Annotated in this window: 18 protein-coding genes and 1 pseudogene; 12 read left to right on the top strand and 7 right to left on the bottom strand. The window is 68.3% G+C overall.

Annotated features, from left to right (window positions below):
• Window positions 1-263: 263 nt before the first annotated feature.
• Window positions 264-1,444 (bottom strand): IS3 family transposase gene (locus F464_RS0109805; protein WP_088179114.1). Its coding sequence is split into 2 segments (ribosomal slippage): window positions 264-1,192 and window positions 1,192-1,444, totalling 1,182 coding nucleotides; the frame shifts between segments, so codons are not numbered across the junction.
• Window positions 1,445-1,515: 71 nt separating this feature from the next.
• Here F464_RS0109805 and istA point away from each other — a divergent pair.
• From istA to nrfD, 6 genes and pseudogenes are all read left to right on the top strand, one after another.
• Window positions 1,516-3,007: pseudogene (gene istA, locus F464_RS28160) on the top strand (IS21 family transposase).
• Window positions 3,000-3,317: a P-loop NTPase family protein gene (locus tag F464_RS28155; RefSeq protein WP_018989622.1), complete on the top strand. Its 318-nt coding sequence runs from the start codon at window positions 3,000-3,002 to the stop codon at window positions 3,315-3,317. The pseudogene istA and the gene F464_RS28155 overlap by 8 nt, the downstream one beginning before the upstream one ends.
• A 393-nt stretch (window positions 3,318-3,710) precedes the next feature.
• Window positions 3,711-4,109: a MoaD/ThiS family protein gene (locus F464_RS0109780; protein ID WP_018989620.1), complete on the top strand. Its 399-nt coding sequence runs from the start codon at window positions 3,711-3,713 to the stop codon at window positions 4,107-4,109.
• Between the two features lie 2 nt (window positions 4,110-4,111).
• A complete protein-coding gene (locus tag F464_RS0109775) occupies window positions 4,112-6,715 on the top strand; it encodes a molybdopterin-binding protein (protein WP_018989619.1) in 2,604 nt (867 codons plus the stop codon).
• Window positions 6,712-7,314, top strand: a complete 603-nt coding sequence (gene dsrO, locus F464_RS0109770; RefSeq protein WP_026295890.1) for a sulfate reduction electron transfer complex DsrMKJOP subunit DsrO — start codon at window positions 6,712-6,714, stop codon at window positions 7,312-7,314. Before F464_RS0109775 ends, dsrO begins: the two co-directional genes overlap by 4 nt.
• An 11-nt stretch (window positions 7,315-7,325) precedes the next feature.
• Complete coding sequence (gene nrfD / locus F464_RS0109765) at window positions 7,326-8,258, top strand: NrfD/PsrC family molybdoenzyme membrane anchor subunit (protein WP_018989617.1); 933 nt, start codon at window positions 7,326-7,328, stop codon at window positions 8,256-8,258.
• A 152-nt stretch (window positions 8,259-8,410) separates the two neighbouring features.
• Here the strand turns inward: nrfD and F464_RS0109760 are convergent, their stop codons facing one another.
• From F464_RS0109760 to F464_RS0109740, 5 genes are all read right to left on the bottom strand, one after another.
• Window positions 8,411-9,373 carry a LysR family transcriptional regulator gene (locus F464_RS0109760; RefSeq protein ID WP_018989616.1) on the bottom strand — a complete coding sequence of 321 codons (963 nt, stop codon included), beginning with the start codon at window positions 9,371-9,373 and terminating at the stop codon, window positions 8,411-8,413.
• A 228-nt stretch (window positions 9,374-9,601) separates the two neighbouring features.
• Window positions 9,602-11,734: an acetate--CoA ligase family protein gene (locus F464_RS0109755; RefSeq protein WP_018989615.1), complete on the bottom strand. Its 2,133-nt coding sequence runs from the start codon at window positions 11,732-11,734 to the stop codon at window positions 9,602-9,604.
• Between the two features lie 9 nt (window positions 11,735-11,743).
• Window positions 11,744-12,970: an FAD-dependent monooxygenase gene (locus tag F464_RS0109750; protein ID WP_018989614.1), complete on the bottom strand. Its 1,227-nt coding sequence runs from the start codon at window positions 12,968-12,970 to the stop codon at window positions 11,744-11,746.
• Window positions 12,971-13,016: 46 nt separating this feature from the next.
• Window positions 13,017-13,976 carry a cupin domain-containing protein gene (locus F464_RS0109745; protein WP_018989613.1) on the bottom strand — a complete coding sequence of 320 codons (960 nt, stop codon included), beginning with the start codon at window positions 13,974-13,976 and terminating at the stop codon, window positions 13,017-13,019.
• Window positions 13,977-13,994: 18 nt separating this feature from the next.
• The gene (locus F464_RS0109740) at window positions 13,995-14,876 is read right to left on the bottom strand and encodes a fumarylacetoacetate hydrolase family protein (protein ID WP_018989612.1); all 882 of its coding nucleotides are present in this window, start codon (window positions 14,874-14,876) and stop codon (window positions 13,995-13,997) included.
• Window positions 14,877-15,146: 270 nt separating this feature from the next.
• Here F464_RS0109740 and F464_RS0109735 point away from each other — a divergent pair, with 270 nt between their 5' ends.
• A complete protein-coding gene (locus tag F464_RS0109735; RefSeq protein ID WP_018989611.1) occupies window positions 15,147-15,950 on the top strand; it encodes a crotonase/enoyl-CoA hydratase family protein in 804 nt (267 codons plus the stop codon).
• Window positions 15,947-17,278 (top strand): 3-hydroxyacyl-CoA dehydrogenase, encoded by a 1,332-nt coding sequence (locus tag F464_RS0109730; RefSeq protein WP_018989610.1) that lies wholly within the window; start codon window positions 15,947-15,949, stop codon window positions 17,276-17,278. Before F464_RS0109735 ends, F464_RS0109730 begins: the two co-directional genes overlap by 4 nt.
• A gap of 79 nt (window positions 17,279-17,357) precedes the next feature.
• On the opposite strand, the gene F464_RS0109725 is transcribed toward F464_RS0109730, so the two are convergent.
• Window positions 17,358-18,101, bottom strand: a complete 744-nt coding sequence (locus F464_RS0109725) for a GntR family transcriptional regulator (protein ID WP_018989609.1) — start codon at window positions 18,099-18,101, stop codon at window positions 17,358-17,360.
• 125 nt (window positions 18,102-18,226) lie between these two features.
• Between F464_RS0109725 and F464_RS0109720 the strand changes: the two genes are divergently transcribed.
• From F464_RS0109720 to F464_RS0109705, 4 genes are all read left to right on the top strand, one after another.
• On the top strand, window positions 18,227-19,393 hold the full coding sequence (locus F464_RS0109720; protein WP_018989608.1) for a mandelate racemase/muconate lactonizing enzyme family protein: 1,167 nt from the start codon (window positions 18,227-18,229) through the stop codon (window positions 19,391-19,393).
• Window positions 19,394-19,448: 55 nt separating this feature from the next.
• Window positions 19,449-20,675 carry a CaiB/BaiF CoA transferase family protein gene (locus F464_RS0109715; RefSeq protein ID WP_018989607.1) on the top strand — a complete coding sequence of 409 codons (1,227 nt, stop codon included), beginning with the start codon at window positions 19,449-19,451 and terminating at the stop codon, window positions 20,673-20,675.
• Between the two features lie 62 nt (window positions 20,676-20,737).
• Window positions 20,738-21,886, top strand: coding sequence for an acyl-CoA dehydrogenase family protein (locus F464_RS0109710; RefSeq protein WP_026295889.1), 1,149 nt, complete (start codon window positions 20,738-20,740; stop codon window positions 21,884-21,886).
• Between the two features lie 99 nt (window positions 21,887-21,985).
• Window positions 21,986-23,446, top strand: coding sequence for a benzaldehyde dehydrogenase (locus F464_RS0109705; RefSeq protein WP_018989605.1), 1,461 nt, complete (start codon window positions 21,986-21,988; stop codon window positions 23,444-23,446).
• Window positions 23,447-23,478: the final 32 nt, after the last annotated feature.

Genomic DNA, 23,478 nt, shown 5'->3' with positions numbered 1-23,478 from the left:
TTCAACACGTCGGAGGTGTCGCTGGCGCCCCGTGAGGCGTGGAGTCGCAGATGACACAGAGATCGCCGCGAGTCCTGGACGAAATACGGTGAAATGATCAACGTTCGTTGAGTTTCATTGCTCACACCGATGGATGTGGCGAAAAATTCAACGATCGTTTATTTTCCGGAGGGGCGATGCTACCCCGAGACGTTGGTATCTGCTCGGTCGCCGATCTGGGGAAGTGAGGTGCCCTACGTTTTCCGCCTTCCAAGCGGCCGTCCTCATGCTGCCATTTCTTGCTGATCCTGTCGTTCGATCCAGTTTTGCAGGAACATGGTCGGCGACAGATATCCCAAGGTGGAGCGGCGGCGGCTCCGGTTGTAAAACACGGCGATGTACTGGAATAGATCGCTCGTGGCCTCACTGCGATTCGCGTAGGCTGCGCCATGAACGCGCTCGTTCTTCAGGCTGTTGAAGAAGCTCTCGGTCGGGGCGTTGTCCCAGCAGTTACCCTTGCGCGACATCGATCCCCTCATGCCGTATGCGGCCAGGTGGGCCTGATAAGCGTGGCTGGCATACTGGCTTCCCCGGTCGGAATGGAACAGCACCCCCGGCCCCGGACGACGGCGGAACCATGCCATCGACAGCGCATCGAGCACCAGATCGGTCGTCATCCGCGGCTTGATCGACCAGCCGATCACCTCGCGGTTGAACAGATCGATTACCACCGCCAGATACAGCCAGCCTTCAGCGGTGGCGATGTAGGTGATGTCGCCCGTCCACACGCGATCCGGGGCGTCAGGTGCGAAGTGGCGATCCAGCACATTCGCTGCCACGGGCAGGCTGTGCCTGGAGTCCGTCGTCGCCTTGTAGCGCCGCTTGTGCCGTGCCCGGATGCCGTTCTCACGCATCAGGCGCTCGATGCGCGGCAAGCCGATCCGGTGGCCGCGCCCGCGCAACTCGGCGTGAATGCGGCGCGCGCCGTACGCTTGCCGAACCTCCTGGTGAATCGCGCGGATCAGCACCAGCGCCTGCGCATCGGTCAGTCGCTTGCGCTGTGGCGTGCCGCCCGCCTGCCAGGCTCGAAAGCCGCTCTGGCTCACCGATAGGGCCTCACACAGGATGGGCAATGGGAAGGATCGGCGCTGCTTCTCGATCCAGGCATATTTCATAGCAGCTCCTTCGCGAAATATGCCGTCGCTTTTTTTAATATCTCATTCTCCATCTCGAGTCGCGCCACCTGGGCGCGCAATCGAGACAGCTCCATCTGCTCGGCGGTGATCTGCTTGGCGCCGGCTGGGTTCAGTTTGCCGGCCTTCGCCGCCTTGACCCAGTTGCGCAGCGTCTGTTCGACCAGCCCCAACTCTTCAGCGGTGCGGGCGATGCTGCCGACCTCGTCGGCTCGCCTGACCGCCTGCTCCTTGAACTCGGCCGTGTACTCCTGTTTCGGGATGCGTTTCACGTCGTTCTTCCTCTCGTTGTGTCGATCCTACGACGACTACGTTGGAAGACGAAATTCGTGGGGCAGTTCACATGAACATGCAGGGCAAGATTCGGCGGTTGCACTTTCGTGACGGGCTGTCGATCAAGGAGATCTGCCGGCGCACGGGGCTGGCACGCAATACTGTTCGGCAATGGCGGAAGGCTGGCGAAGGGGCCGAGCCGAAGTGCCGGCGCACGGCGCGGGAGACGGTACTGGCGCCCTTCGAGATGCGGCTCGTGCAGTGGCTCGTGGCGGATGCCCGCTGGGCGATGCGGGAGCGGCGCACGGCGCTGGTGCTGTTTCGGCAGTTGCAGGAGCTGGGCTTCACGGGCAGCTACTCGCGGGTGAGCGAGTACGTGCGACGCTGGCGCGAGGCCGGTAGGAAACCGGCGAAATCGAGCTTCATCCCACTCAAATACGAATTCGGCGAGGCCTTCCAGTTTGACTGGAGCGAGGAATCGCTGGTGATCGGCGGCTTCCATCGCAAGGTGCGGCTCGCACATACGATGCTCTGTGCGAGCCGCACCTTCATGCTCGCAGCCTACCCGACGCAGAGCCATGAGATGCTGTTCGATGCGCACACCCGTGCGTTCCGGGTGTTCGGCGGCATTCCCCGGCGCGGCATCAACGACAACATGAAGACCGCCATCGATAAAGTTGGCGTGGGCAAGCGGCGCATCGTCAATACGTGCTTCGCGGCGATGGCGGCGCACTACCTGTTTGATCCGGACTTCTGCAACGTCGCCAGCGACTGGGAGAAAGGGATCGTCGAGAAGAACGTGCAGGACAGCCGGCGGCGCCTGTGGCAGTAGGCGCTGCAACGGCGCTTCGGCAGCTTTACCGAACTGAACGCCTGGCTCGAGGTGCGCTGCCAGGCGCTGTGGTCGGAACTGGCGTACCCGGACGCCGAGCACCTCACCATCGCCGACGCCCTCACGCTTGAGCGCGATGCCTTGATGCCGATGGTGCCGAGCTTCGATGGCTACGTGTAGTCGATCGTGCCGGTGTCCAGTACCAATCTCGTGACGAACGAACGCAATCGCTACTCGGTCCCGTGCGCCTTCGCCAACCAGAAGGTGAGTCTGCGGTTGTACCCCGAGGGGATCGAGATTCATGCCGAGGACAGTCTTGTCGCCACCCATGCGCGCAGCTTCGAGCGTGGCCAGGTCATCTACGACTGGCAGCACTACCTTCCACGGCTCGAACGCAAGCCGGGCGCCTTGCGCAACGGTGCGCCCTTCGAGGGCTTGCCGGCTCCATTGCAGCAACTGCGGACACTGCTCGTCAAACGCCCGGGCGGCGACCGGCTGATGGCCGACATTCTGGCGCACGTCCCCCGGCATGGCCTGGAGAACGTGCGGGTGGCGGTCGAACTGATCCTCGAACCCGGCGCCCCCAGCGCCGAGCACGTCAAGAATGTGCTCGCCCGCCTGCGCCAGGCGCCCCCACCGGCACCCCTCGACACGGCACTCGTGGTGACCGGCGCCGATTGCCGACGCCGGCCGCTACGACCGTCTGCACGCGGAGAACGATCATGCGTGAGATCGTCGCCGAACTGAAATCGCTGCGTCTGCACGGCATGGCCCAGCGTTACGAGGACTTGCTCGCGGAAGGCGATGTCGGCATCGAAAGGGCCGGCTGGCTCATGCAGTGTCTGCTCGAGGCCGAGGTCACCGACCGGCATGTGCGTTCGATCCGCTATCGCCACATCGTGGAAACGGGCAACGAATCCGTCCGTTTCCAGCAAAGCAGTCAGACGGCCAAGGCGTGCGTCCGAGCGCGCGAGGTGAGCCGAGCGGCGCGGCCCGTCGAGTCCCTGGATGCGACCGCGGAGCCGGACGCGCCATTCTGAGCCCCGAGGGGGAGGAAGCGGCTGCGGGCTAGGCCCTTCGCCGCTTCCTCCCCCTCGGTCGATACGACGACACTTCAATACAGCCAATCAATGATGAGCGGCTAAACCCCCGGGGTCAGAATTTGGCGAACACGGGGGGGCAAAATTCAATACGCGCGGACACCGCAGAGCTGAACATCGCTTTTCGGAGATGCGATGCCGCACGAGCGGCGCCTTCCCGTGTCGAGGCGGTCTCTGTCGCTCATGGTGGAAGAGCCGGCCCGCCAGAGCTGCGGACTGCGAACGGCGATTGCGATGCGTATCGAGTCTGTATTTCGCGTCGGCATTGACAAAATGGCACGATAAAAGTAAGGTTAATCATCAGACGTATGATTATTTACGGAGGGTGCGCGAATGAATGTTCGATGGGACGCCGTCGTCACCCGGCCGCGGTGCGCGCCAGAGACGCCGGCCCAAACCGCCCGCAGGCCCGACGGTCCGGGCGGGGATGTCGGCGAGATCGCGAGCATCGAAGTCTGGCTCTACGGGGCGCTGGGGGAGCGGGCCGGCGAGCGGCCGATCCGGCTGCGGCTCGGCGCGCCCTTTTCGATCGACGAGGTGATCGGCGAACTTGGACGCCGGCTCGGCGATGAATTCCTGGTGCGGGTGCAGGATGCTGAAGGACGCAAGTTTCCGCACTGCCGGGTGTTCATCGATGGAGCCGAAGTGGACGATTCTTCGCGGCTCGTCCATCGCGGGCCGGTGCCCGCAACGGCGGAAATGATTCTGCTCACCGCAATCGAGGGAGGCTAGCGATGACCGATTTGAGCGACGTCAGCAGCAGGGGTGTGCGCGACGACAAGTGGATTCCGACGTCGTGCGCGCTGTGTTACGGGTCCTGTTCGATCCTCGCACACCGCGTCGACGACGTGGTCGTGAAGATCGAAGGCAACCCGGACAGTGCGATCGGCAAGGGCCGGCTGTGCGGCAAGGGCGTCAGCGGCATCATGACCCACTACGACCCGAACCGTCTGACCGTGCCGCTGCGGCGCACGAATCCGAAGAAGGGCCTGGACGAGGATCCCCGCTGGGAAGAGATCGGCTGGGAGGAGGCGCTCGACGAGATCGCCGCGCAGCTGCGACGCATCCGCGAGGACGACCCGCGCAAGCTCATCGTGCAGCGCACGACGACGGTGACCGCGAGCCGGGTGCCGATGCTGACCTTCACCGCGGCCTTCGGTACGCCGAACCTGTCGATGGCCGGCGGCGGCCTGCATTGCGGCAACGGCGCACACCTGCTGTCGGGCTTGATGCACGCGTCGTGGTCCATCGTGCCTGACTTCGAACACTGCAACTACGCGATCTATTTCGGCGCCTCGAAGGGCCACGGCGCGGGGCACGCGTCGGGCTCGAACATGAAGCTCGCGGCGGATGCGCGCGCGCGCGGCATGAAGATGGTCGTCGTCGACCCGATGTGCAACTTTGCCGCGGCGAAGGCGACCGAATGGGTGCCGCTCCGGGTGGGTACGGACGGCGCGCTCGCGCTGGCGATGTGCCACGTGATGGTTCGCGAGCTCGGTGTGTACGACGCGCCCTACCTGCAGGCGAAGACCAACGCCCCCTACCTGATCGGACCCGACAAGCGCTATGTGCGCGATGCGGCGACCGGCAAGCCCACGGTCTGGGATCTGAAGGCGGGTGCCGCGCGCCCGTTCGGTGATGTCGACGCGGCCGACATGGCGCTCGACGGCGAGTATGACGTCGGCGGCGTATGCGCGCGGCCCGCGTTCGCGCTGCTGCGCGAGCACCTCGCCAAGCACACGCCGGAGTGGGGCGAGAAGATCACGACGGTGCCGGCGGCCAACATCCGCCGCCTCGCGCGCGAGTTCGTGCAGGAGGCGCGGATCGGCAGCACGATCGTCGTCGACGGCGTGACGCTGCCGTACCGCCCGGTTGCTGCGATCGCCTTCCGCGGCTCGCAGGGGCACATGAACTCGGTGTACAACTTCTTCGCGATCGACCTGCTGAACCAGCTCGTCGGCGCGGCCGACGTCGTCGGCGCCTGTCTCGGCTTCAACCCCGCGAGCAACGGCTATCCCGGGACCGGGCGCCTCGCCTACATGCCGTACCCCGACGACGACGGGCTGATGATCGCCGGCACCTGGATGGGCTACCACAAGCCGTACCCGGTGGCCGAGCCGCGGCTGCCGCAGAAGCCCGGCCTGCAGGACTTCTTCGTCATGGGCCTCAATTCCCCGTACCTCGATTCGGACGACCGCGAGGCGCTGTGGGACAAGTTCGAGCTGCCGTACCGCCCCGAGGCGATGCTCAATTTCGGCGCCAACCTCCTGATGAGCATCGGCAACCGCGAGTCGGTCGCGCGCGGGCTCGCCGAGTACAAGTTCATGGTGTCGATCGACCTCTTCGAGACCGAGACCACGCGCTTCGCCGACATCGTGCTGCCCGACTGCGGCCACCTACAGACGCTCGACTCGCGCTCGAACTACCCGTTCATCTTCAGCCTGCCCGGCGGCATGGGCGAATGGTGCTGGCCGATCCGCCAGCCGGTGCTGCCGCCCGAGGGCCAGCAGCGCCGCTTCCAGGACGTGCTGCTCGAACTCTCCGACCGGCTGGGCATCCGCGCCGACATGAACGCCGCCTACAACGCGGCGATGAACCTCGAAGGTCCGTACCGGCTGCAGGGCGACCACCGCTACAGCTACGAGGAGATCTGCGACGCCGAGCTCAAGTGCAACTTCGGCCCCGAGCGCGGCTTGGAGTGGTTCAAGGAGCACGGCGTGCTCAAGTGGCCGAAGAAGCCGGAGGAGGTGTACTGGCGGCCGTTCGCCGACGTACGCGTGCCGATCTACTGGGAGTTCCTCGTCCCAGTGTTCGAGAAGATGGACGCGATCGGCGCACCGCGCGGCATCAAGCTGCCGCCCGAGTACTACGAGCCGCTGCCCGACTTCCTGCCCTGCCTGTCGCACTGCTGCCAGAAGCCGGGCTTCGACTTCTACGCGTTCTATTACCGCGACGTGCTGCATACCAACAGCTTCACGCTCGAGAACCCCTGGCTCGACGAAGCCGCCCAGCTCGACCCGTTCTCCTACACGATCGCGATCAACGCCACGACGGGCCGCAAGAACGGGCTGACGGACGGCGCGCGGATCTGGGTCGAGAACGAGAAGGGGCGCAAGGTCGCCGGGCGCGTGCATCTGACCGAGGCGATCCACCCGGAAGGGCTCGGCGTCGCCGCCTGCGCCGGCCACTGGGGCGACGGCATGCCGATCGCCAAGGGCAAGGGTGTCTTCTTCAACGAGCTGCTCGAACTCGACTGGGACCATTCGAGCCCGATCAACCTCAACCTCGACCTGTGCGCCAAGGTCCGGGTGACGCTCGCCGAGGAGAACGCCAAATGAGATGGGGAATGGTGATCGACCTCAAGCGCTGCATCGCGTGCTACGGCTGCCAGCTGTCGTGCAAGGCCGAGAACGGCACGCCGCCCGGCGTCTTCTTCGCGCGGCTCCTGAAGCACGAGGAGGGGCAGTTCCCGACCGTGCGCCAGCTCTTCCTGCCGGTGCTGTGCAACCACTGCGAGGAGCCGCCCTGCGTCGAGGTGTGCCCGACCGGTGCGAGCTTCAAGACCGAGGACGGCATCGTCGATATCGACCCCGACATGTGTGTCGGCTGCCGCTCCTGCATGATGGCCTGCCCCTACGGCAACCGCTACTTCAACGACAAGCCGCAACACTACTTCCCGGACGGCCCGACTCCGTACGAGGAGCGGCGCACCGCGCGACACCAGACCGATGTCGTCATGAAGTGCAACTTCTGCCGCGACCGGCTCGCCGTCGGGAAAGAGCCCGCGTGCGTCGCGAACTGCCCGGCGGTCGCGCGCTACTTCGGCGACCTCGACGACCCCAACAGCGAGGTGTCGCGGCTGATCAAGGACCGCGGCGGCTTCCCGCTGCACCCCGAGCTCGGCACCAAGCCTTCGGTCTATTACCTGCCCGCGTGAGGAGAGTGGCGATGACGCATGCAAGCGTGAAGTACGAACGGATGCTCAGCGATCTGCGCATGGACCTGCGACCGCAGCGGGAGTGGGGCGAAGGGCGGGGGCTGTTCCTCGTCATCGGCCACTTCGTCGTCGGCATCGCCGCGGGGGCGTGGTTGTTCGCGCTGATCTTCGACCGCCCGGCGGCCCTCGTTGCAGCGTTCGCGCTCGCCGCGCTCGGCGGTCTCGCGCACCTCGGCTTCCTCGGGAAGCCGGACCGCTTCTGGCGCATGTCGATGCGTGCGAGGACGTCGTGGATCTCGCGCGGCTTCATTGGCCTGAGCCTCTTCCTCGCGGGCGCGGCGCTGTACCTCGCACCGCAGTACCTTCCCGGCACGCCGTGGGGCTCCGAATCGCTGCTCGCCGACGCTGGCTACGCGATGGCACTCGTCGGTATGGTCGTGCTGATGGGTTACATGGGCTTCGTCTATACGTCGGCGAAGGCGATCCCGTTCTGGAACTCGCCGCTCCATCCGGCACTGTACGTCGCGTACGCACTGCGCGGTGGCGTGGCGGCGCTGTTCGTGACCGCCCTCGCAGACGGCGGCGCCGGCGAACTCCCGGCGGTGCTGCTGCCCCTGTGGGGCGGCATCACTGTGCTCGTCGCGCTCTTCTTCATGCTCGAGATCCACGGCGCGCTGACGAGCGGCAATGAGGCCGCGAGGCGATCGGTGCACGACCTGCTCGCCGGGCGCGTCGCGGTGTATTTCTACGGCGGCACGCTCGTGCTCGGGCTCTTCGTGCCCGCCTACCTCATGTACACGGGGCTGACCGGGCCGCTGTCGGCCGGGGCGATGGCACTCCTCGGCGTGAGCTCGGCGATCGGCGACTTCTTCATGAAATACGCGACGATCCGCGCCGGGGTGCGGCTGCCGGTGTGGACGCATTTGACGCCGCAGCGGCGGTAGGGCGGCGGTTCTCGGCTGCTGGCAGGTCCAGCGGCCGGATTCGCCCCGGAGAGCAGGCGCAGCGGGGGCAGGTCCGCGTCGACGAGCCGCGCAAATCTTCGAGCTGTGTGTGCTATCGGGGTGAGCACGAGTTGGTTGATGTGGGCGGCGCCCTACCCAGACAACCCCTCGGCAATCCTCCGCGCGTTCGGCCACGCCCCGCTGCCGAGTAGCCGGTCGAGCTCTTGCTTCATGATTTCGCGCACGCGGTTTATCGCGACCATTCCGATGTCCTTGCGGGCGTGCACGAGGTACATCTTCCAGTTCACCAGCGGCGACGCGAACGGGATCGCGACCATCGTGCCGGCTTCGACCGCTTCGCTCCAGCCGGTGCTCAGGCTGAAGACCGTGACGCCCATGCCGCGCTTGACGAGGCCGTAGATGACGGTTGTGCCCTCGGCCTCGTAGATGATGTTCGGGCGCAGTCCGTGGCCGGCGGCGAGACGGTCGATCAGCACGCGTACGACGTCGGGCTTGCGCTGCAGGATTAGCGGCAGCCTGGTGAGGTCGGCGAGCGCGACGGCGGGCGGGGCCTCGCCGCCGAACTGGGCTTCGACCTTGTCGGCGCTCGCGAAGAGGTAGAGCGGCTCGACGAGGAAGGGCTCGACGGTGAAGCCGGCGCCGACTTCCGGGATGTAGGTCATTGCGAGATCGGCTTCGCCGCGCATCAGCGCGCCATGCACCTTCGCGGTCGTGCCTTCGATGACCTGCACGTCGACTAGCGGTAGTTCGGCAAGGCAGCGCTCGATGACGGGCGGCGCGAGCAGGCCGCAGGTGCGCAGCGGCAGCGCGATGCGCACTGTGCCGGTGGGCACGTGCACGAAGGATGACAAATTGCGTTCGAGGTCTTCCATCTCATCGACGAGCCGCTGCGCCCGCACGACGAAGGCTTGGCCGACCTCGGTGAGCACGACGCCGCGTGCCTGCCGTTCAAGTAGCGGCTCGCCGAGCCGGGTTTCGAGCCGCCGCACGCGCTTACTGAGCGCCGACTGCGCGATGCACAGGTTGGCCGCTGCGCGCGCAAAGCTGCCGTGACGCGCGACGGCGACAAAGGACCGCAGGTCTTCGAAGATCAAAAAGAGTCCTCCGTGGGCGCGGGAAGCGCGCCGCTCGTCGCGGCGGCCGGATTGCTCCGGGTGTCAAACCTCGGCGATGATGGTTTGCAGGGCCATGAAATTGCAAGCCTGGGTGTGGGCGACTCCGGATGAAGGATACTGCGAGCGGGTGAGCAACGGGCACTGTGGCAGGCGCGGGCGCGCGGGTGGACGAGGTCCGGCGACGTCGCGGCCGATGTCGGGCGCCCGCTACGCGTCGCAGACGATCAGCGCGTCGAGCGCGAGCGCGCCCTGCGGATAGGCGACGAGCGGGTTGATGTCGATCTCGCGGATTTCGGGCATCGCGCGCATTAGCGCGCCGACTGTGACGACGGTGCGCGCGACCGAGGCGACGTCGACGGGTGGTGCGCCGCGCACGCCAGCGAGCAACGCAGCGGCCTTCAGCTGCGCGAGCTCGCGCACGACCTGCGCCTCGTCGGCGTCGGCCGGCAGCAGCCGCACGTCGTGCAGGGCCTCGATCCAGATGCCTCCGAGGCCGACGACGACGACCGAGCCCCACTGCGCGTCGCGGCGCGCGCCGACGACGAGCTCGAGTCCGCGCTCACCCATCTTCTCGACGAGGATACCATCGAGCACGAGGCCGGGGCGCGCGCGGGCGACGTCCTCGTGCATCCGCGCCCACGCCGCACGCAGCGCGGCCTCGTCGGCGAGGTTCACCGCGACGCCGCCGGCATCGCTCTTGTGCGGCAGCGCCGCCGCCTGCGCCTTGAGCACGACGGGCCAGCCGAGGCCGCGCGCGATGCGCAGCGCCTCGTCGCAATCGCGCGCGAGCGCGCCGGCCGGGGTGGCGAGGCCGGCCTGCGCGAGCCAGGCCTTGCCGCGGTATTCGGCGATCACGCCGCCTTCGGGGAAGGCCGCGCGCGCCGCGGGCATCGGCGGCAGCGTGGCCGGTGAGCCCATCGCGAGCCGCTGCTGCAGCGCACGCGCGTAGCGGTTCACGAGCGCCAGCGCGCGCATCGCGCGGTCGGGCGAGCGGAAGAAGGGCACGCCGCTCGCGCGCGCTGCGTCGGTCAGCACCGGGTACAGCGGCCCATCGTCGCCCATGATCGCGAGCGCCGCGGGTTTTTCCGCGTGCGCGACCGCCGGCACCATGTACCGCGCCTTGTCGCGCTGCCCGAGTTCGGACCCTCCCATCTGCGCGACGACGAGGCTGCCGCAGTTCGGGTCGGCGGCGACGATGTCGACGACGGTGCCGAGCAGCGACGGGTCGCGCATCGACGCCGTCGTGTAGTCGAGCGGGTTCTCGGCGACCGCATAGTCGGGCAGCACCGCCTTCAGTGCGGCGACGGTCGCGGGCGCGAGCGTCGGCAGCTCGAGGCCGAGGTCCTGCGCGAGGTCGAGCGCGACGTTCTTCATCGCGCCCGAGCCGGTGACGAACGCGGGCCCGGCGGGCGAGGGCTGCGGATGGCGCAGCAGCAGCGGCACGACGTCGAAGAGCTCGTCCATCGTCGGCGCGACGACGACCGCCTCGGCGCCGAGTAGAGCGGCTGCGGTCGCGTAGTCGCCGGTCAGTGCGCCGGTGTGCGACTGCGCCGCCTCGCGCGCGCGGGCGCTGCGGCCGATCATCGCGACGACGATCGGCTTGCCCGCGGCGCGTGCGCGGCCGGCGAGCTCGAGGAAGCGCAGCGGCCGGCGGATCTGCTCGGCATAGACGGCGATGACGCGCGTGTGGCGGTCGGCGATGAAGTACTCCATGTAGTCTTCGAGGCCGAGCACCGCCTCGTTGCCGGTCGAGGCTGAATGCACGATCGGCAGGCCGCGCCCGATCATTGCCTCGCGGATGTTGTTGGCCATCGCGCCGCTCTGCGCGACGATCGACACGCCGGGTGTGTCCGACCCGAGGCTCGGCGCGTAGGGTTCGACAGACTCGAAGGTGAGCGGGATGCCGGCGCGGTAGTTCGTGAGTCCCATGCAGTTGGGTCCGGCGAGCGCGATGCCGGCGCGGCGCGCGGCCGCGGTGAGTGCGTCCTGGCGCGCGGCGCCGTCGGTGCCGGCTTCGGCGTAGCCCGACGCGAACACGATTGCGGCGCCGACGCCGCGCGCGCCGAGCGCCGCGATCGTGTCGAGCACCGCGGCTTCGGGAATCGTCAGTACCGCGACGTCGATGCCGGGCGGCAGCGCGTCGACGCTCGCGACGCAGCGCCGTCCGCCCACCTCGGCGTTGCTGCGGCTCACGAGGTGGATGTCGCCCGCGTAACCGAAGCGTTCGAGATTGCCGAGCACCGCGCCGCCGAGCGAGCGCGGGTCCGGGGAGACGCCGACGATCGCGATCGACGCGGGTTCGAGCAGGCGGGCGAGGGCAGGGGCATTGCGTCGGGACATCGGGATTCCTCAGGTTGCGATGGAGGGAACGCGGTCCGCGGCGTCGAGATCGACGCGGGCTGCATCGTAGGTGAAGAGCCAGTCGTAGCGGTCGCTGATCGCCTGCGACTGCCATTCGCGCGACACGAAGGCCTCGGCTTCGGCGGGGTCGGCGAGCGCGGGGTTGTGGAAGCGCGACGTGTTGTCGGCCGCGCCGCGCACCATGCGGTATGCGTGCGGTCGGCGCACCGCGTCGTAGCGCGTGAGCGCGGCGGCGACGTCGTCGTCGGCGGCCAGGCACCGCCCGAGCACGACTGCGTCCTCGATCGTCGACACCGCCCCCTGCGCAAGGAAGGGCAGCGTCGGGTGGCACGCGTCGCCGACGAGCGTCGCGCGCCCGCGGCTCCACGTGTCGAGGAAGGCGCGGCCGCATAGCGCCCATTTCGTCACCGACGGCGCATGCGCGAGCATCGTCTGGATGTCTTCGTGCCAGCCGGCGAAGGCCGCAGCGCATTCGTCGCGCGTCGCGGGCGTGCTCCACGGCGCCGACGTCCACGTATTGCCTTCGAGCGTGCCGACGAAGTTCATCATGCGGCCGGCCTGCACCGGGTAATGCACGAGGTGGCCGCCGGGGCCGACCCAGTTTACGGCCACGCTGCGCGCGAAGCGCGCCGGCAGCGCATCCATCGGGATCAGCGCGCGCCACGCAACCATGCCGGAGAAGAGGACGTCGTCGGGGCCGAAGAGCGCGCGGCGGATGCGCGTGTGTACGCCGTCGGCGCCGACGAGCGCATCGCCCGATGCGCGGCGGCCGTCCTCGAAGTCGAGCGTGACCGAGCGCGCGTCCTGGGTCACGCCGACGCAGCGCGCACCGACGCGGATTGCGTCGGGTTGGAGCCGTCGCACCTCGTCGGCGAGCACGCGCAAGAGGTCGGGGCGGAACACCGTCAGGTAGGGGTACCCGTACTTGCGCACCGCCGCGTCGCCGAGGTCGAACAGCGTCCACGTCTTACCGCTGTTCCACAGCCGGATCTCCTTGCTGTCGGCGTTCGTCGCGAGCCGCGCGAGCGGCTCGAACACGCCGAGCGCGTCGAGCGCGCGATTGCCGTTCGGGCTGATCTGGATGCCGGCGCCGAACTCGCGAAGCTCCGCGGCCTGTTCGTAGACTTCGACGTCGAAGCCGTGCCGTAGCAGCGAAATTGCGGTCGCAAGACCGCCGATGCCGCCGCCGGCGATGAGGATCTTTCTTGTTCGCATGATCGGATTCCTGTTGGGGTGGGAGTGGTCGGCCGAGCTCGGGGTGTCAGCCTTCGCGGTAGAAGCCGAGCATGCGCAGCACCGGCTCGTCGCTGACTTCGAGCAGCGTCGCGCCGTCGGAGGCTTCGAGCGCGTAGTCGGTCCAGCTCGGCACCGCGAGCACGTCGCCGCGCGACCACGTGGTGTCGAGTCCGCCGATGCGCGCGCGCCCGCTGCCGGCGACCGCCGCGAAGATGCGGTTCGCGGTGTTGCGGACAAATTCGCGACGGCTACTTGGGGAAAACTCGTACAGCGCGACGGACACCGTCGGGATGTGCGCCGCGGTGTCGAGCACGACGCGGCGCACGCCGCGTTCCGCCGGCGCGGCGGCGAGCAGCGGCTGCGTGCGCTCGGGCGGGAAGTAGAACGGATGCGCCGCGGGGTCCGACACGACCTGCTGAGCGACGTCGGGGTGTTCCTCCCAGAACATCGGCTCGAGCCGGTGCACGAGCGGCACGTCGAGCACGTCGATCCAGTACGCGTTGGCGTCGCCCTCGTTGTAGTGGCTGTGCCAGCAGCCGCCCGGCGTCAGCAGGAAGTCGCCGGTGCGCATCGGCAGCCGCACGCCGTTGACGACCGTATAGCAGCCCGGGCCGGCGTCGACGATCAGCCGCATCGCGTTCGGCGTGTGCCAGTGCGCGCGCGCGTGCTCGCCGGGCTTGATCATCTGGTACGCGACGACGAGCGTGCGCAGGGTGTCGTAGTCATTGTCGCCGACCGGGTTGTACAGCAGCAGGTTGCGCCGTTCTGCGAGGTCGGTGCCGATCCAGCGGCCTGCCTGGTCGAGCGCGGCGCGCCCGAGCGCGTAGCGCCAGTGCAGCGGCCGGAACTCGGTCCGCGGCGCGCGCCACAGCGACGGCCGCTTCTTGTGCCAGCCGGGTGTCATCAGATTCGCACCGAGCGCCGGGTAGAGTTCGTCGAGGCTGTGCGCCGCGTCGACGTCGGTCGTGAGGGTTTGCGTGCTCATGTCGTCGTCTTCGCCTCGTCAAGCCCGCACGAATTCGTACGGGCGCTCAAACACCGGATTCGCGCCGCGTGTGCCCTGCACGACGGGGAGCGACATGCGCCCGACGTGCTCGATCTCGATCGTCACGACGTCGCCGGCGACCACGCGCCCCACGCCCGCGGGCGTGCCGGTCGCGATCAGGTCTCCGGGATATAAGGTCGAGGCCGACGATGCGACCGACACCATGTGGGGGATGTCGACGATCAGGTCGCGCGTGTTCGCCTGCTGGCGCAGCTCGTCGTTCACCCACAGCTTCATGCCGATGTTCGCGGGGTCGGGCACCTCGTCGGCGGTGACGATCCACGGGCCGACCGGCGTGAAGCTGTCGTAGGACTTGCGGAAGACCCGCTCTTCCTTGCCGCGCACCGTCATGTCGAGCAGGCACGCATAGCCCAGCACGTGCTCGAACGCGCGCTCGGGCGGAATCTGTCGCCCCTCGCGGCCGATCACGAGCGCGATCTCGCATTCGTGGTGGATCTCGCGTCCGGGTAGCGCCGGCAGCTCGATCGCGTCGGCCGGGCCGGCGAGCGAGGACGCGGCCTTCAGGAAGTAGCCCTGCACGCTCGCGAGACCGGTCGAGGCCATCTCCTTCGCGTGGTCGTGGTAATTCACGGGGTAGGCCATCAGCTTGTTCGGCCACGGCACCGGCACGAGCAGGCGCACCGCCTCGATCGGCAGTCCGGGCTCGGTGGCGAGCATGACTTGGAGGCGGGCGCGCAGCGACTCGAAGTCGCGCAGCAGCCGGTTGATCGCGACCGGCGGCCATTCGCCGGGCTCGGCGCCACACAGCGGACTGACGTCGACGACCTTGCGGCCGTCGCTGATGCCGACGCGGGCATCGTTGTAGCGGACGATTTTCATTGGTCTCTTCCTTCGCTCTTCGATGGGGTTGGGGGTGTGCCCCGAAGGTAAGTACACCACTCGCGCGCGGCCGCCGGAATCGGGCAAGGGGATAACCGAGCTATCTCGAAAAGAGAAGGCTCGGCGCGGCGGACGCCCTGCTCGTTTCGAGATGGCTGCGATCTCGGAGGGATGCTGTGTGGAGCGTCCGCGGAATGGTGTGATGCGGGACGCGGGCGTCGCGGCGCGAATGGCGGCGCTCCCTGCGGGACTCACCAGGAGAACGGATCCATGACGCAACGGGAACTCATTACCTACAGGCTCGAAGGCCCGGTCGCGGTGCTCGGCCTGAACCGCCCGGAGAAGCGCAACGCAATCGACGAGCCGCTCGTCGCCGCGTTGCGCGACGCGGTGCTGCGTGCGCACGAAGAAGCCGACGTCGGCGTGCTGCACGGGCACGGGCCCAGCTTCTCGGCCGGGCTCGACCTCAACGAGGCGCTCGCGCGGGCGACCGGCGCACCGCCGAGGAAGCGGCGCCGCCATTCTTGGCATGAGGTATTCGATCTCGTCGCGCGCGGGCCGATCCCGTGGGTCGCGGCCCTGCACGGCGCGGTCGTCGGTGGCGGGCTAGAGCTCGCGACCGCGGCGCACGTGCGGGTCGCCGACGACACCGCTTTCTTCGGCCTGCCTGAAGGCCGGCGCGGTATCTTCGTCGGCGGCGGGGGAACGGTGCGCATCCAGCGCGTGATCGGCTACAGCGTCATGGCCGACATGATGCTGACCGGGCGGCTGCTCGATGCGGCCGAAGCCGAGCGCGCGAACATCGTGCGCTACGTCGTGCCGGCCGGCGGCGCGCTCGACAAGGCGATGGCGCTCGCGCGGACAATCGCGTCGAACACGCCCGAGACCAACTGGAAGATCGTCAACGTGCTGCCGCGCGTCAATGACCTCGCGCACGATGACGGGCTCTTCATGGAATACCTGACTTTCAACCTGCAGCGCCCGCCCGAGGCGGCGCAGCGGCTGCGCGACTTCCTTGAAGCGCGCACGAAGCCGCTGGTGCCGCCGTCGGAACAGGCCGGAGGTCGGTCATGACGTTCCTTGCGCCCGTCTGCGAGGCCGAGCGCGGGCGCGCGCTCGCCTATGTCGAACGCGCCCGCTGCGACGCCGCAGCGATCCCCGATCTGCCGCCCGGCCTGCCACTGCGCCCGGTGGCGCGCGTCGGTATCGTGGGGTCCGGCACAATGGGCGGCGGCATCGCGATGTCGTTCGCCAACGTCGGCATCGCCGTCACCATCATCGACACCGACGTGGCCGCGCTCAACCGTGGGCTCGCGCGCGTGCGCCGGAACTACGACGCGAGCGTCGCGCGCGGTCGGCTCGACGCGGCCGGGCGCGATGCGCGGCTCGCGCGGATCCGCGGCGCCGTCGACGTCGAGGCGCTGCGCGACGCGGATCTCGTCATTGAGGCGGTGTTCGAGGACATGGCGCTCAAACGCTCGATCTTCGCGCGCCTCGACGCGGTCGCACGTCCCGGGGCGATCCTCGCGACGAACACGTCGGGGCTCGACATCGACGAGATCGCCGCGGCCACCGCACGGCCGGCGGACGTCGTCGGCGCGCATTTCTTCAGTCCGGCGCACGTGCAGAAGCTGCTCGAGGTGGTGCGCGGCCCGCGCACCGCGCCCGACGTCATCGCGACGCTGATGGATCTCGGCCGCCGGCTCGGCAAGGTGTCGGTGCTCTCGCGCGTCTATCCCGGCTTTATCGGCAACGCACTCTTCCGCCAGTACGTGCGCGAGGCGCATTTCCTTGTCGAGGAGGGCGCGCTGCCGCACGAGGTCGACGACGCTCTCGTGCGCTTCGGTTATGCGATGGGCGTGTTCGCGGTACACGACATGGCGGGTAACGACGTTGGCTGGCAGATGCGCAAGGCGGAGATGGCCACGCGCCCGCGGGACCGGCGCTGGAACGACCTGATCCTGGAGCTCTGCGAAATGGGCCGCCTGGGGCAGAAGAGCGGGCGCGGCTGGTATCGCTACGACGACGGCGACCGGCGGCCGCGGCGCGATCCGGACGTCGAGCGCTACATCGTCGAGCGCTCGGCGCAGCTCGGCATCGCGCGGCGGCCGATCGGCGCCGACGAGATCGTTGAGCGCTGCCTGTACGGCATGATCAACGAGGGCGCGCGCCTGCTCGAACAGGGTATCGCGCTGCGCGCGAGCGACATCGACGCCGTCCTGGTGACTGGTTACGGCTTTCCCTCCGAGCGGGGCGGGCCGATGTACTGGGCCGACCGGATCGGGCTCGGGCGCGTCTGCGACGCGGTGCGCGGCCTCTACGCGCGGCACGGCTACTGGTGGACGCCGGTGCGGCTGCTCGAACGGCTCGCGGCCGGCGACGGGAAGTTCGGCGACCTGTGAACGATGCCGTGCGGGGTCCGGGCGCATCCGACGCCAGCCCGCGGCCGTTGCCGAACACGGCGGCCGGGGCTGCGGCGCGCTACGCCCCGCGAACGCGGCTTCCGGCGGACCGATGCGCCGGCTTCGACGGCGCAGCCGTGTCGTCGAGGAACTCGGCCGGCAGCGTCGACAGGAACTCCGAAAACCCGGTCGTGCCCGCCGGCGTGTGCAGCAGCATGGCCTTGTGGGCCTGCACTGCGTCGCCGGCGAGGATCGCGTCGGCTATGCGTTCGTGGTCGCGCTGCGAGCGCGACAGCTCCCTCGATTCGCGGAACACCCGCGTGCGGTAGCGCTGTGCGAGCCGGTTGATGCCGCGCACCTGCTCCGCGAGATAGCCATTGCGGCTTGCCGCGTAGATCGCCTCGTGGAAATCGTGGTTGGCCTCGACGTAGGTTAGCGCGTCCCCCGCCAGCTCGGCGCACGCGCAACGCCTCAGCGCCGCGCACACCGCGTCGCGATGCCGCTCGTCACTGCGCCGCGCGGCGTACTTCGCACACAGCGCCTCGAGCTCGCCGAGCAGCTCGAGCAGCGAGCGTAGCTGCGTGATCGACAGCCGCGACACGAAGGTTCCGCGCCGGGGAACGATGCGCACGAGCTCCTGCGCCGCGAGCTGCCGCAGCGCTTCTCTGACCGGCGTGCGCGATGCGTTGAAGCGCTGCGCGATGGCGTGCTCGTCGAGGGGAGCGCCCGGGCGCAGCAGTCCGCGCTCGATCTCCGCGCCCAAGGCGTCGCGGATTCCCGCGGCGAGGCTGGGAAACATGCTCGTGGTCGTTTCGCGAGTCATCGCTATCGTTCCTGTGTATACGGAAAATTATAAAACACGTATCAGTTGACATCGAACATATGTCACAGTAGCGTACAGATATACCAGAACAGCACCGTGGTATGTCAAACACAGGAGAGCAAGACATGAAGATCACGAAGGTGGAAATCATCCCGATTTCGACGCCGATGAAGCGCGCGCAGATCATGCGAGGCATGACGCTGTCGCGCATCGACGGCGTGCTGCTGAAGCTGCATACGGACGACGGCCTAGTGGGAATCGCCGACGCGGGCGACACGTCATCGTGGTACCGGGGCGAGACGCAGGATTCGATCACGTCGATGATCTGCGACTTCTTCGCGCCGCAGATCCTGCTCGGCGAGGATCCAACGAAGATCGAGAAGATCGTCGGGCGCATGGACGTCATGGCGCGCGACAACAACCAGGCGAAGGCGACGGTGGACTTCGCGCTGCACGACCTCGTCGGCAAGTCGCTTGGCGTGCCGGTGTATCAGCTGCTGGGCGGCAAGACGATCGACCGCATACCGCTGGGGCTCGTACTCTCGGCGGGCGAGCCGGCGGCGGTGGCCGAGGAGGCGCTGGCGGTGTTGAAGGAAGGCTTCTCGTTCGTCAAGCTCAAGGCCGGCAAGGGCGGCCTCAAGGATGACATCGCGATGGTGGCCGAGGTGCGCCGCGCGGTGGGCGACGACGTCGATCTCTTCATCGACGTCAATGGCGCCTGGACCTACGACCAGGCGCTGACGACAATCCGCGCGCTAGAGAAGTACAACCTGTCGAAGATCGAGCAGCCGCTGCCGCCATGGGACCTGGACGGCATGGCGCGGCTGCGCGGCAAGGTCCACACGCCGATCTACGCCGACGAGTCGGCGCAGGAGCTCCACGACCTGCTGGCGATCATCAACAAGGGCGCGGCCGACGGGCTGATGATCAAGGTGCAGAAGGCCGGGGGGCTGTTGAAGTCACAGCGCTGGCTGACGATGGCGCGGCTGGCGAACATGCCGGTGATCTGCGGCTGCATGGTGGGCTCGGGCCTTGAGGCAAGCCCGGCGGCGCATCTGCTGGCGGCCAACGACTGGATCGCGCGCTTCCCGCAGGAGAACGCGGGGCCGCTGCACATCCACGACTGCCTCTCGAGTCGCGGCATCCGCGACGACATCGCGCGCAACGTGCCGCTGTACGAGAACGGCCACCTCACCCCCAACGACGGTCCGGGTCTCGGCATCGAGCTCGATGAGGAGCGAGTCAGGAGCCTCCTCACGCCGGGCAAGTCGGTGCGCACCGTCACCCTTTGAACCAACCCGACGGCGTTGCCCGGCGGAGGCTGCCGGGCAACGCGGAGGCAAACCGATGAGCAAATTCTTTACCAGCGGCGGCCTGAAGGGGCTGCGAGTGCTTGATCTCGGTCACGCGCTCGCGGCGCCGTTCTGCTCGCAGATGCTCGCCGACCACGGCGCCGACGTCATCAAGATCGAGCCGCCCGGCGGCGACGTGTCGCGTCGCATCGGCCCCTTCACCGAGGACGACACCCTGCGCGAGTATGGCGGCCTGTACCAGTGCTGCAACCGCAACAAGCGCGGCATCGTGCTCGACCTGAAGAGTGCCGAGGGTCGCGAGGCCTTTCTGAAGCTGGTCGAGGGCGCCGACGCCGTCATCGAGAACTTCCGCGCCGGCGTCATGGAGCGGCTCGGTCTCGGCTACGAGACGCTCGCCGACCGCAACCCGCGCATCGTCTATACGTCGATCCGCGGCTTCGGCGATCCGCGCGGCGGAAAGACCGCCTACACGGACTGGCCGGCCGTCGACATCGTCGCGCAGGCCATGGGCGGGTTGATGGGCATCACCGGGCCCGACGCGGATTCGCCAACGAAGGTCGGCGGCGGGCCGGGCGACACCGTGCCGGGGCTCTTCGCCGCTTTCGGCACGATGGTCGCGCTGTGGGAGGCGCGCCTGTCGGGCAAGGGCCAGTACGTCGACGTCAGCATGGTCGACAGCATGATCGCGCTGAACGAGCCGATCACCGTGACGTATTCCTACACGAACGTCGTGCCGCGCCCGAGCGGCAGCCGGCTGCCGCAGATCGCGCCGTTCGGCCGCGTCTGGGCGAAGGACGGCTGGGCGGTGCTCGCGGTGCCGCCGGGGCGCAACTGGCCGGTGTTCTGCGACGTCATCGGCCGGCCCGAGCTCGCTGCCGACCCGCGCTTCGCTACCGAGGAGGCGCGGCTCGCGAATTTCGACGCCGTCTATGAGGTCGTCGAGGCCTTCACGAGCCGACACACCAAGGCCGATCTGCTCCAGATCTTCGGCGGCAAGGTGCCCTTCGCGCCGGTGTACGACTCCGCGGAGATCTTCAAGGACCCGTATTTCACGATCCGGGACATGCTGCCGCAGGTTGAGCAACCCGGCTCGAAGCGCAAGGTCACCGTGCCGGGGGTCGCCGCGAAGCTGATCCGCACGCCGGGCGGCGTGCATCAGCGCGCGCCGCTCTTGGGCGAGCACACGGACGAGGTGCTGCAAAGCGTCGGCTTCGATGCCGAGGCGATTGCCGCGCTGCGCAAGTCGGGCGCGGTGGCCTGAACACGTTTCCGGCGCCCGCGTGGGCTCCGGTCGACTACCACGAGCAAGCGAGGAGACACCGAATGGATTCGTACCGGTCACCCTGGATGAACGACGAGCTCGACATCCTGCGCAAGACGGCGCGGCGGTTTTTCGAAGAGGAGGTCGCGCCCTTTTACGACCGCTGGGTCGAGCAGGGCAAGATCGACCGTGAAGTGTGGCGCCGCGCCGGCGAGCTGGGCCTGCTGTGCATCGGCATCCCGGAAGAATACGGCGGCCACGGCGGCACCTTCGCCCACGAAGTCGTCGTCATGGAAGAGCAGGCGCGCGTGGCCGACACCGCGCTGCCCTACGTGCCCGGGAGCGCCGGTGGGCCGTACATGCTGATGAAGAACGGCACGCCCGAACAGGTGAAGCGGTGGATGCCCAAGCTCGTCAGCGGCGAGCATTTCATCGCCGTGTGCGTCACCGAGCCCGGCGGCGGCAGCGACGTGGCGAACGTGCGCACGACCGCGCGCCGCGAAGGCGACGAATACGTCATCAACGGCAGCAAGACCTTCGTGACGATGGGCAGCCAGGCCGATCTGGCGATCGTGTGCGCGCGCACCGGCGGGCCGGGGAAGGACGGCTTGTCGATGTTCATGGTCGAGACGCGCGACTGCCCCGGCTTCCAGCTTGGCCGCCGCCTGAAGAAGGTCGGGCAGCACGCGATCGACACGCACGAGCTCTTTCTCGACGACGTGCGCGTGCCGGCCGAAAACCTGCTTGGCGGCGTTGAGGGCAAGGCCTTCAGCGGCGCGATGACCGGCTTCGACCGCGAGCGCCTCGTCATCGCGCTTACGTCGATCGCCACCGCCGAACGCGCGATCGAGCTGACCGTCGACTACGCGAAGAACCGCAAGATGTTCGCCCAGACGCTGTGGAACTTCCAGAACACCCGCATGAAACTCGCCGAGTGCATGACCGAGGCGAAGATCGGACGCGTGTTCATAGACAGCCTGATCATGAACGTGCTCGAAGGCAAGCCGGTGTCGAGCTCGGACAGCGCGATGGCCAAGTGGTGGTGCGCCGAAAAGCAGAACCGGATCATCGACGAGTGCCTGCAGTTCTTCGGCGGCTACGGCTACATGATGGAGTACCCGATCGCGCGCCTGTTCGTCGATGCGCGCGTGCAGAAAATCTACGGCGGCGCCAACGAAGCCCTCAAGGGAATCATCGCGAAGGCGTACTGACCGCTGGCCGCAAGGGCCCGGCGGCCGCGCCGCGGGGGCCCCGACACGGCGGCCGGGCACGGGCCCGGCTGCATTCAATCCGGATTCGGAGGTAGGGCGATGGCATCGAGCGTGGTGAGTCGGGTCGAGCAGCGCAAGGGGTGGATCGGAGGATGGACGGATCTGTCGCGGGGTGCGTTCCCGGTGATCGAGCCCGCGACCGGCGAGCGCATCGCCGAGGTCGGCTGTGCCGACGCGACGGACGTACGGCGCGCGGCGAAACTCGCGCGCGAGGCGCAGCCCGCGTGGGCGGCGATGCCGTTTCTCGAGCGCGCGGCGATCTTCCGGCGCGCCGCCGCGATCCTCGAGCGCGACCGCGACGCGATCGCCGGCTGGATCGTGCGCGAGACCGGCGGCATCCGCCCGAAGGCCGAGACCGAGATCGAGGCGGTCGGCAAGCACCTGCACGAGGCTGCGGCAATGCTGACGCAGCCGCGCGGGCTGATCCTGCCGAGCGACGACGGCACGCTGAGCTATGCGCGGCGCGTGCCGCACGGTGTCGTCGGCATCATCTCGCCGTTCAACTTCCCCCTGCTGCTATCGAGCCGCTCGCTGATGCCCGCGCTCGCCGCCGGCAACGCGGTGCTGCTCAAGCCCGACCCGCGTACTCCGATCTCCGGAGGGCTGCTGCATGCGCTCCTGCTCGACGAGGCCGGGCTGCCGCCGAACCTGCTCGCGGTGCTGCCGGGCGAGGCCGACGCGGGCGAGGCGGTGGTGACCGATCCCGCGGTGTCGATGGTCTCCTTCACCGGCTCGACCGCGGTCGGGCGCCGTGTCGGCGAGCTTGCCGGCCGCCACTTGAAGAAGGTCGCGCTCGAACTCGGAGGCAAGAACTCGCTGATCGTGCTCGATGACGCCGACCTCGAGCTGGCGGCGTCGAACGGCGCGTTCGCGTCGTGGGCGCACCAGGGGCAGGTGTGCATGGCCGCGGGTCGCCACCTCGTGCACGAGAAGGTCGCCGACGCCTACCTCAAGCTTATGAGCGCGAAGGCAAAGAACCTCCCCGTGGGCGATCCGCACCGCGAGAACGTCGCGCTCGGGCCGCTGATCACCGCGAAGCAACTCGAACGCGTCGAGCGCATCGTCGCCGAATCGGTGCGTGCGGGCGCGAAGCTGCACGCGGGCGGCAGCTCGCGCGCGCTCTTCTACAGCCCCACGGTGCTCGATGGCGTCACCCCCGACATGCCGGCGTTCCGCGAGGAAATCTTCGGCCCGGTCGTTTCGATCACGACGTTCGCCTCCGACGACGAGGCAGTGCGGCTCGCCAACGACACCGAGTACGGCCTGTCGGCCGGCATCATCAGCCGATCGATCTCGCGCGCGCGCGCGATCGCCGAGCGCCTCAACGTCGGTCTCGTGCATATCAACGACCAGACCGTCATCGACGACGGCTTCATGCCGATGGGTGGGCGCGGCGCCTCGGGCAACGGCTCGCGCCACGGCGGACCGGCCAACTGGGACGAGTTCACGCAATGGCAGTGGGTCACGGTTCGCGACACGCCGCCGCAGTACCCGTTTTGAGCGCGCGCACCGTGGGCGGGGATTCGATCAGG

Source organism: Aromatoleum toluclasticum ATCC 700605 (assembly GCF_000378245.1).
GTDB lineage: Bacteria > Pseudomonadota > Gammaproteobacteria > Burkholderiales > Rhodocyclaceae > Aromatoleum > Aromatoleum toluclasticum.
Note: the sequence above shows the minus strand (reverse complement) of the source record. Positions and strands in the feature narration are given on the sequence as shown.

Coding starts and splice junctions, on each gene's coding strand:
- F464_RS0109780 (WP_018989620.1), top strand. CDS start 3,711: ATGAATGTTCGATGGGACGCCGTCGTCACCCGGCCGCGGTGCGCGCCA.
- F464_RS0109705 (WP_018989605.1), top strand. CDS start 21,986: ATGGCATCGAGCGTGGTGAGTCGGGTCGAGCAGCGCAAGGGGTGGATC.
- F464_RS0109750 (WP_018989614.1), bottom strand. CDS start 12,970: ATGCGAACAAGAAAGATCCTCATCGCCGGCGGCGGCATCGGCGGTCTT.
- F464_RS28155 (WP_018989622.1), top strand. CDS start 3,000: ATGCGTGAGATCGTCGCCGAACTGAAATCGCTGCGTCTGCACGGCATG.
- F464_RS0109720 (WP_018989608.1), top strand. CDS start 18,227: ATGAAGATCACGAAGGTGGAAATCATCCCGATTTCGACGCCGATGAAG.
- F464_RS0109755 (WP_018989615.1), bottom strand. CDS start 11,734: ATGTCCCGACGCAATGCCCCTGCCCTCGCCCGCCTGCTCGAACCCGCG.
- dsrO (WP_026295890.1), top strand. CDS start 6,712: ATGAGATGGGGAATGGTGATCGACCTCAAGCGCTGCATCGCGTGCTAC.
- F464_RS0109710 (WP_026295889.1), top strand. CDS start 20,738: ATGGATTCGTACCGGTCACCCTGGATGAACGACGAGCTCGACATCCTG.
- F464_RS0109775 (WP_018989619.1), top strand. CDS start 4,112: ATGACCGATTTGAGCGACGTCAGCAGCAGGGGTGTGCGCGACGACAAG.
- F464_RS0109735 (WP_018989611.1), top strand. CDS start 15,147: ATGACGCAACGGGAACTCATTACCTACAGGCTCGAAGGCCCGGTCGCG.
- F464_RS0109725 (WP_018989609.1), bottom strand. CDS start 18,101: ATGACTCGCGAAACGACCACGAGCATGTTTCCCAGCCTCGCCGCGGGA.
- F464_RS0109745 (WP_018989613.1), bottom strand. CDS start 13,976: ATGAGCACGCAAACCCTCACGACCGACGTCGACGCGGCGCACAGCCTC.
- F464_RS0109740 (WP_018989612.1), bottom strand. CDS start 14,876: ATGAAAATCGTCCGCTACAACGATGCCCGCGTCGGCATCAGCGACGGC.
- F464_RS0109715 (WP_018989607.1), top strand. CDS start 19,449: ATGAGCAAATTCTTTACCAGCGGCGGCCTGAAGGGGCTGCGAGTGCTT.
- F464_RS0109730 (WP_018989610.1), top strand. CDS start 15,947: ATGACGTTCCTTGCGCCCGTCTGCGAGGCCGAGCGCGGGCGCGCGCTC.
- nrfD (WP_018989617.1), top strand. CDS start 7,326: ATGACGCATGCAAGCGTGAAGTACGAACGGATGCTCAGCGATCTGCGC.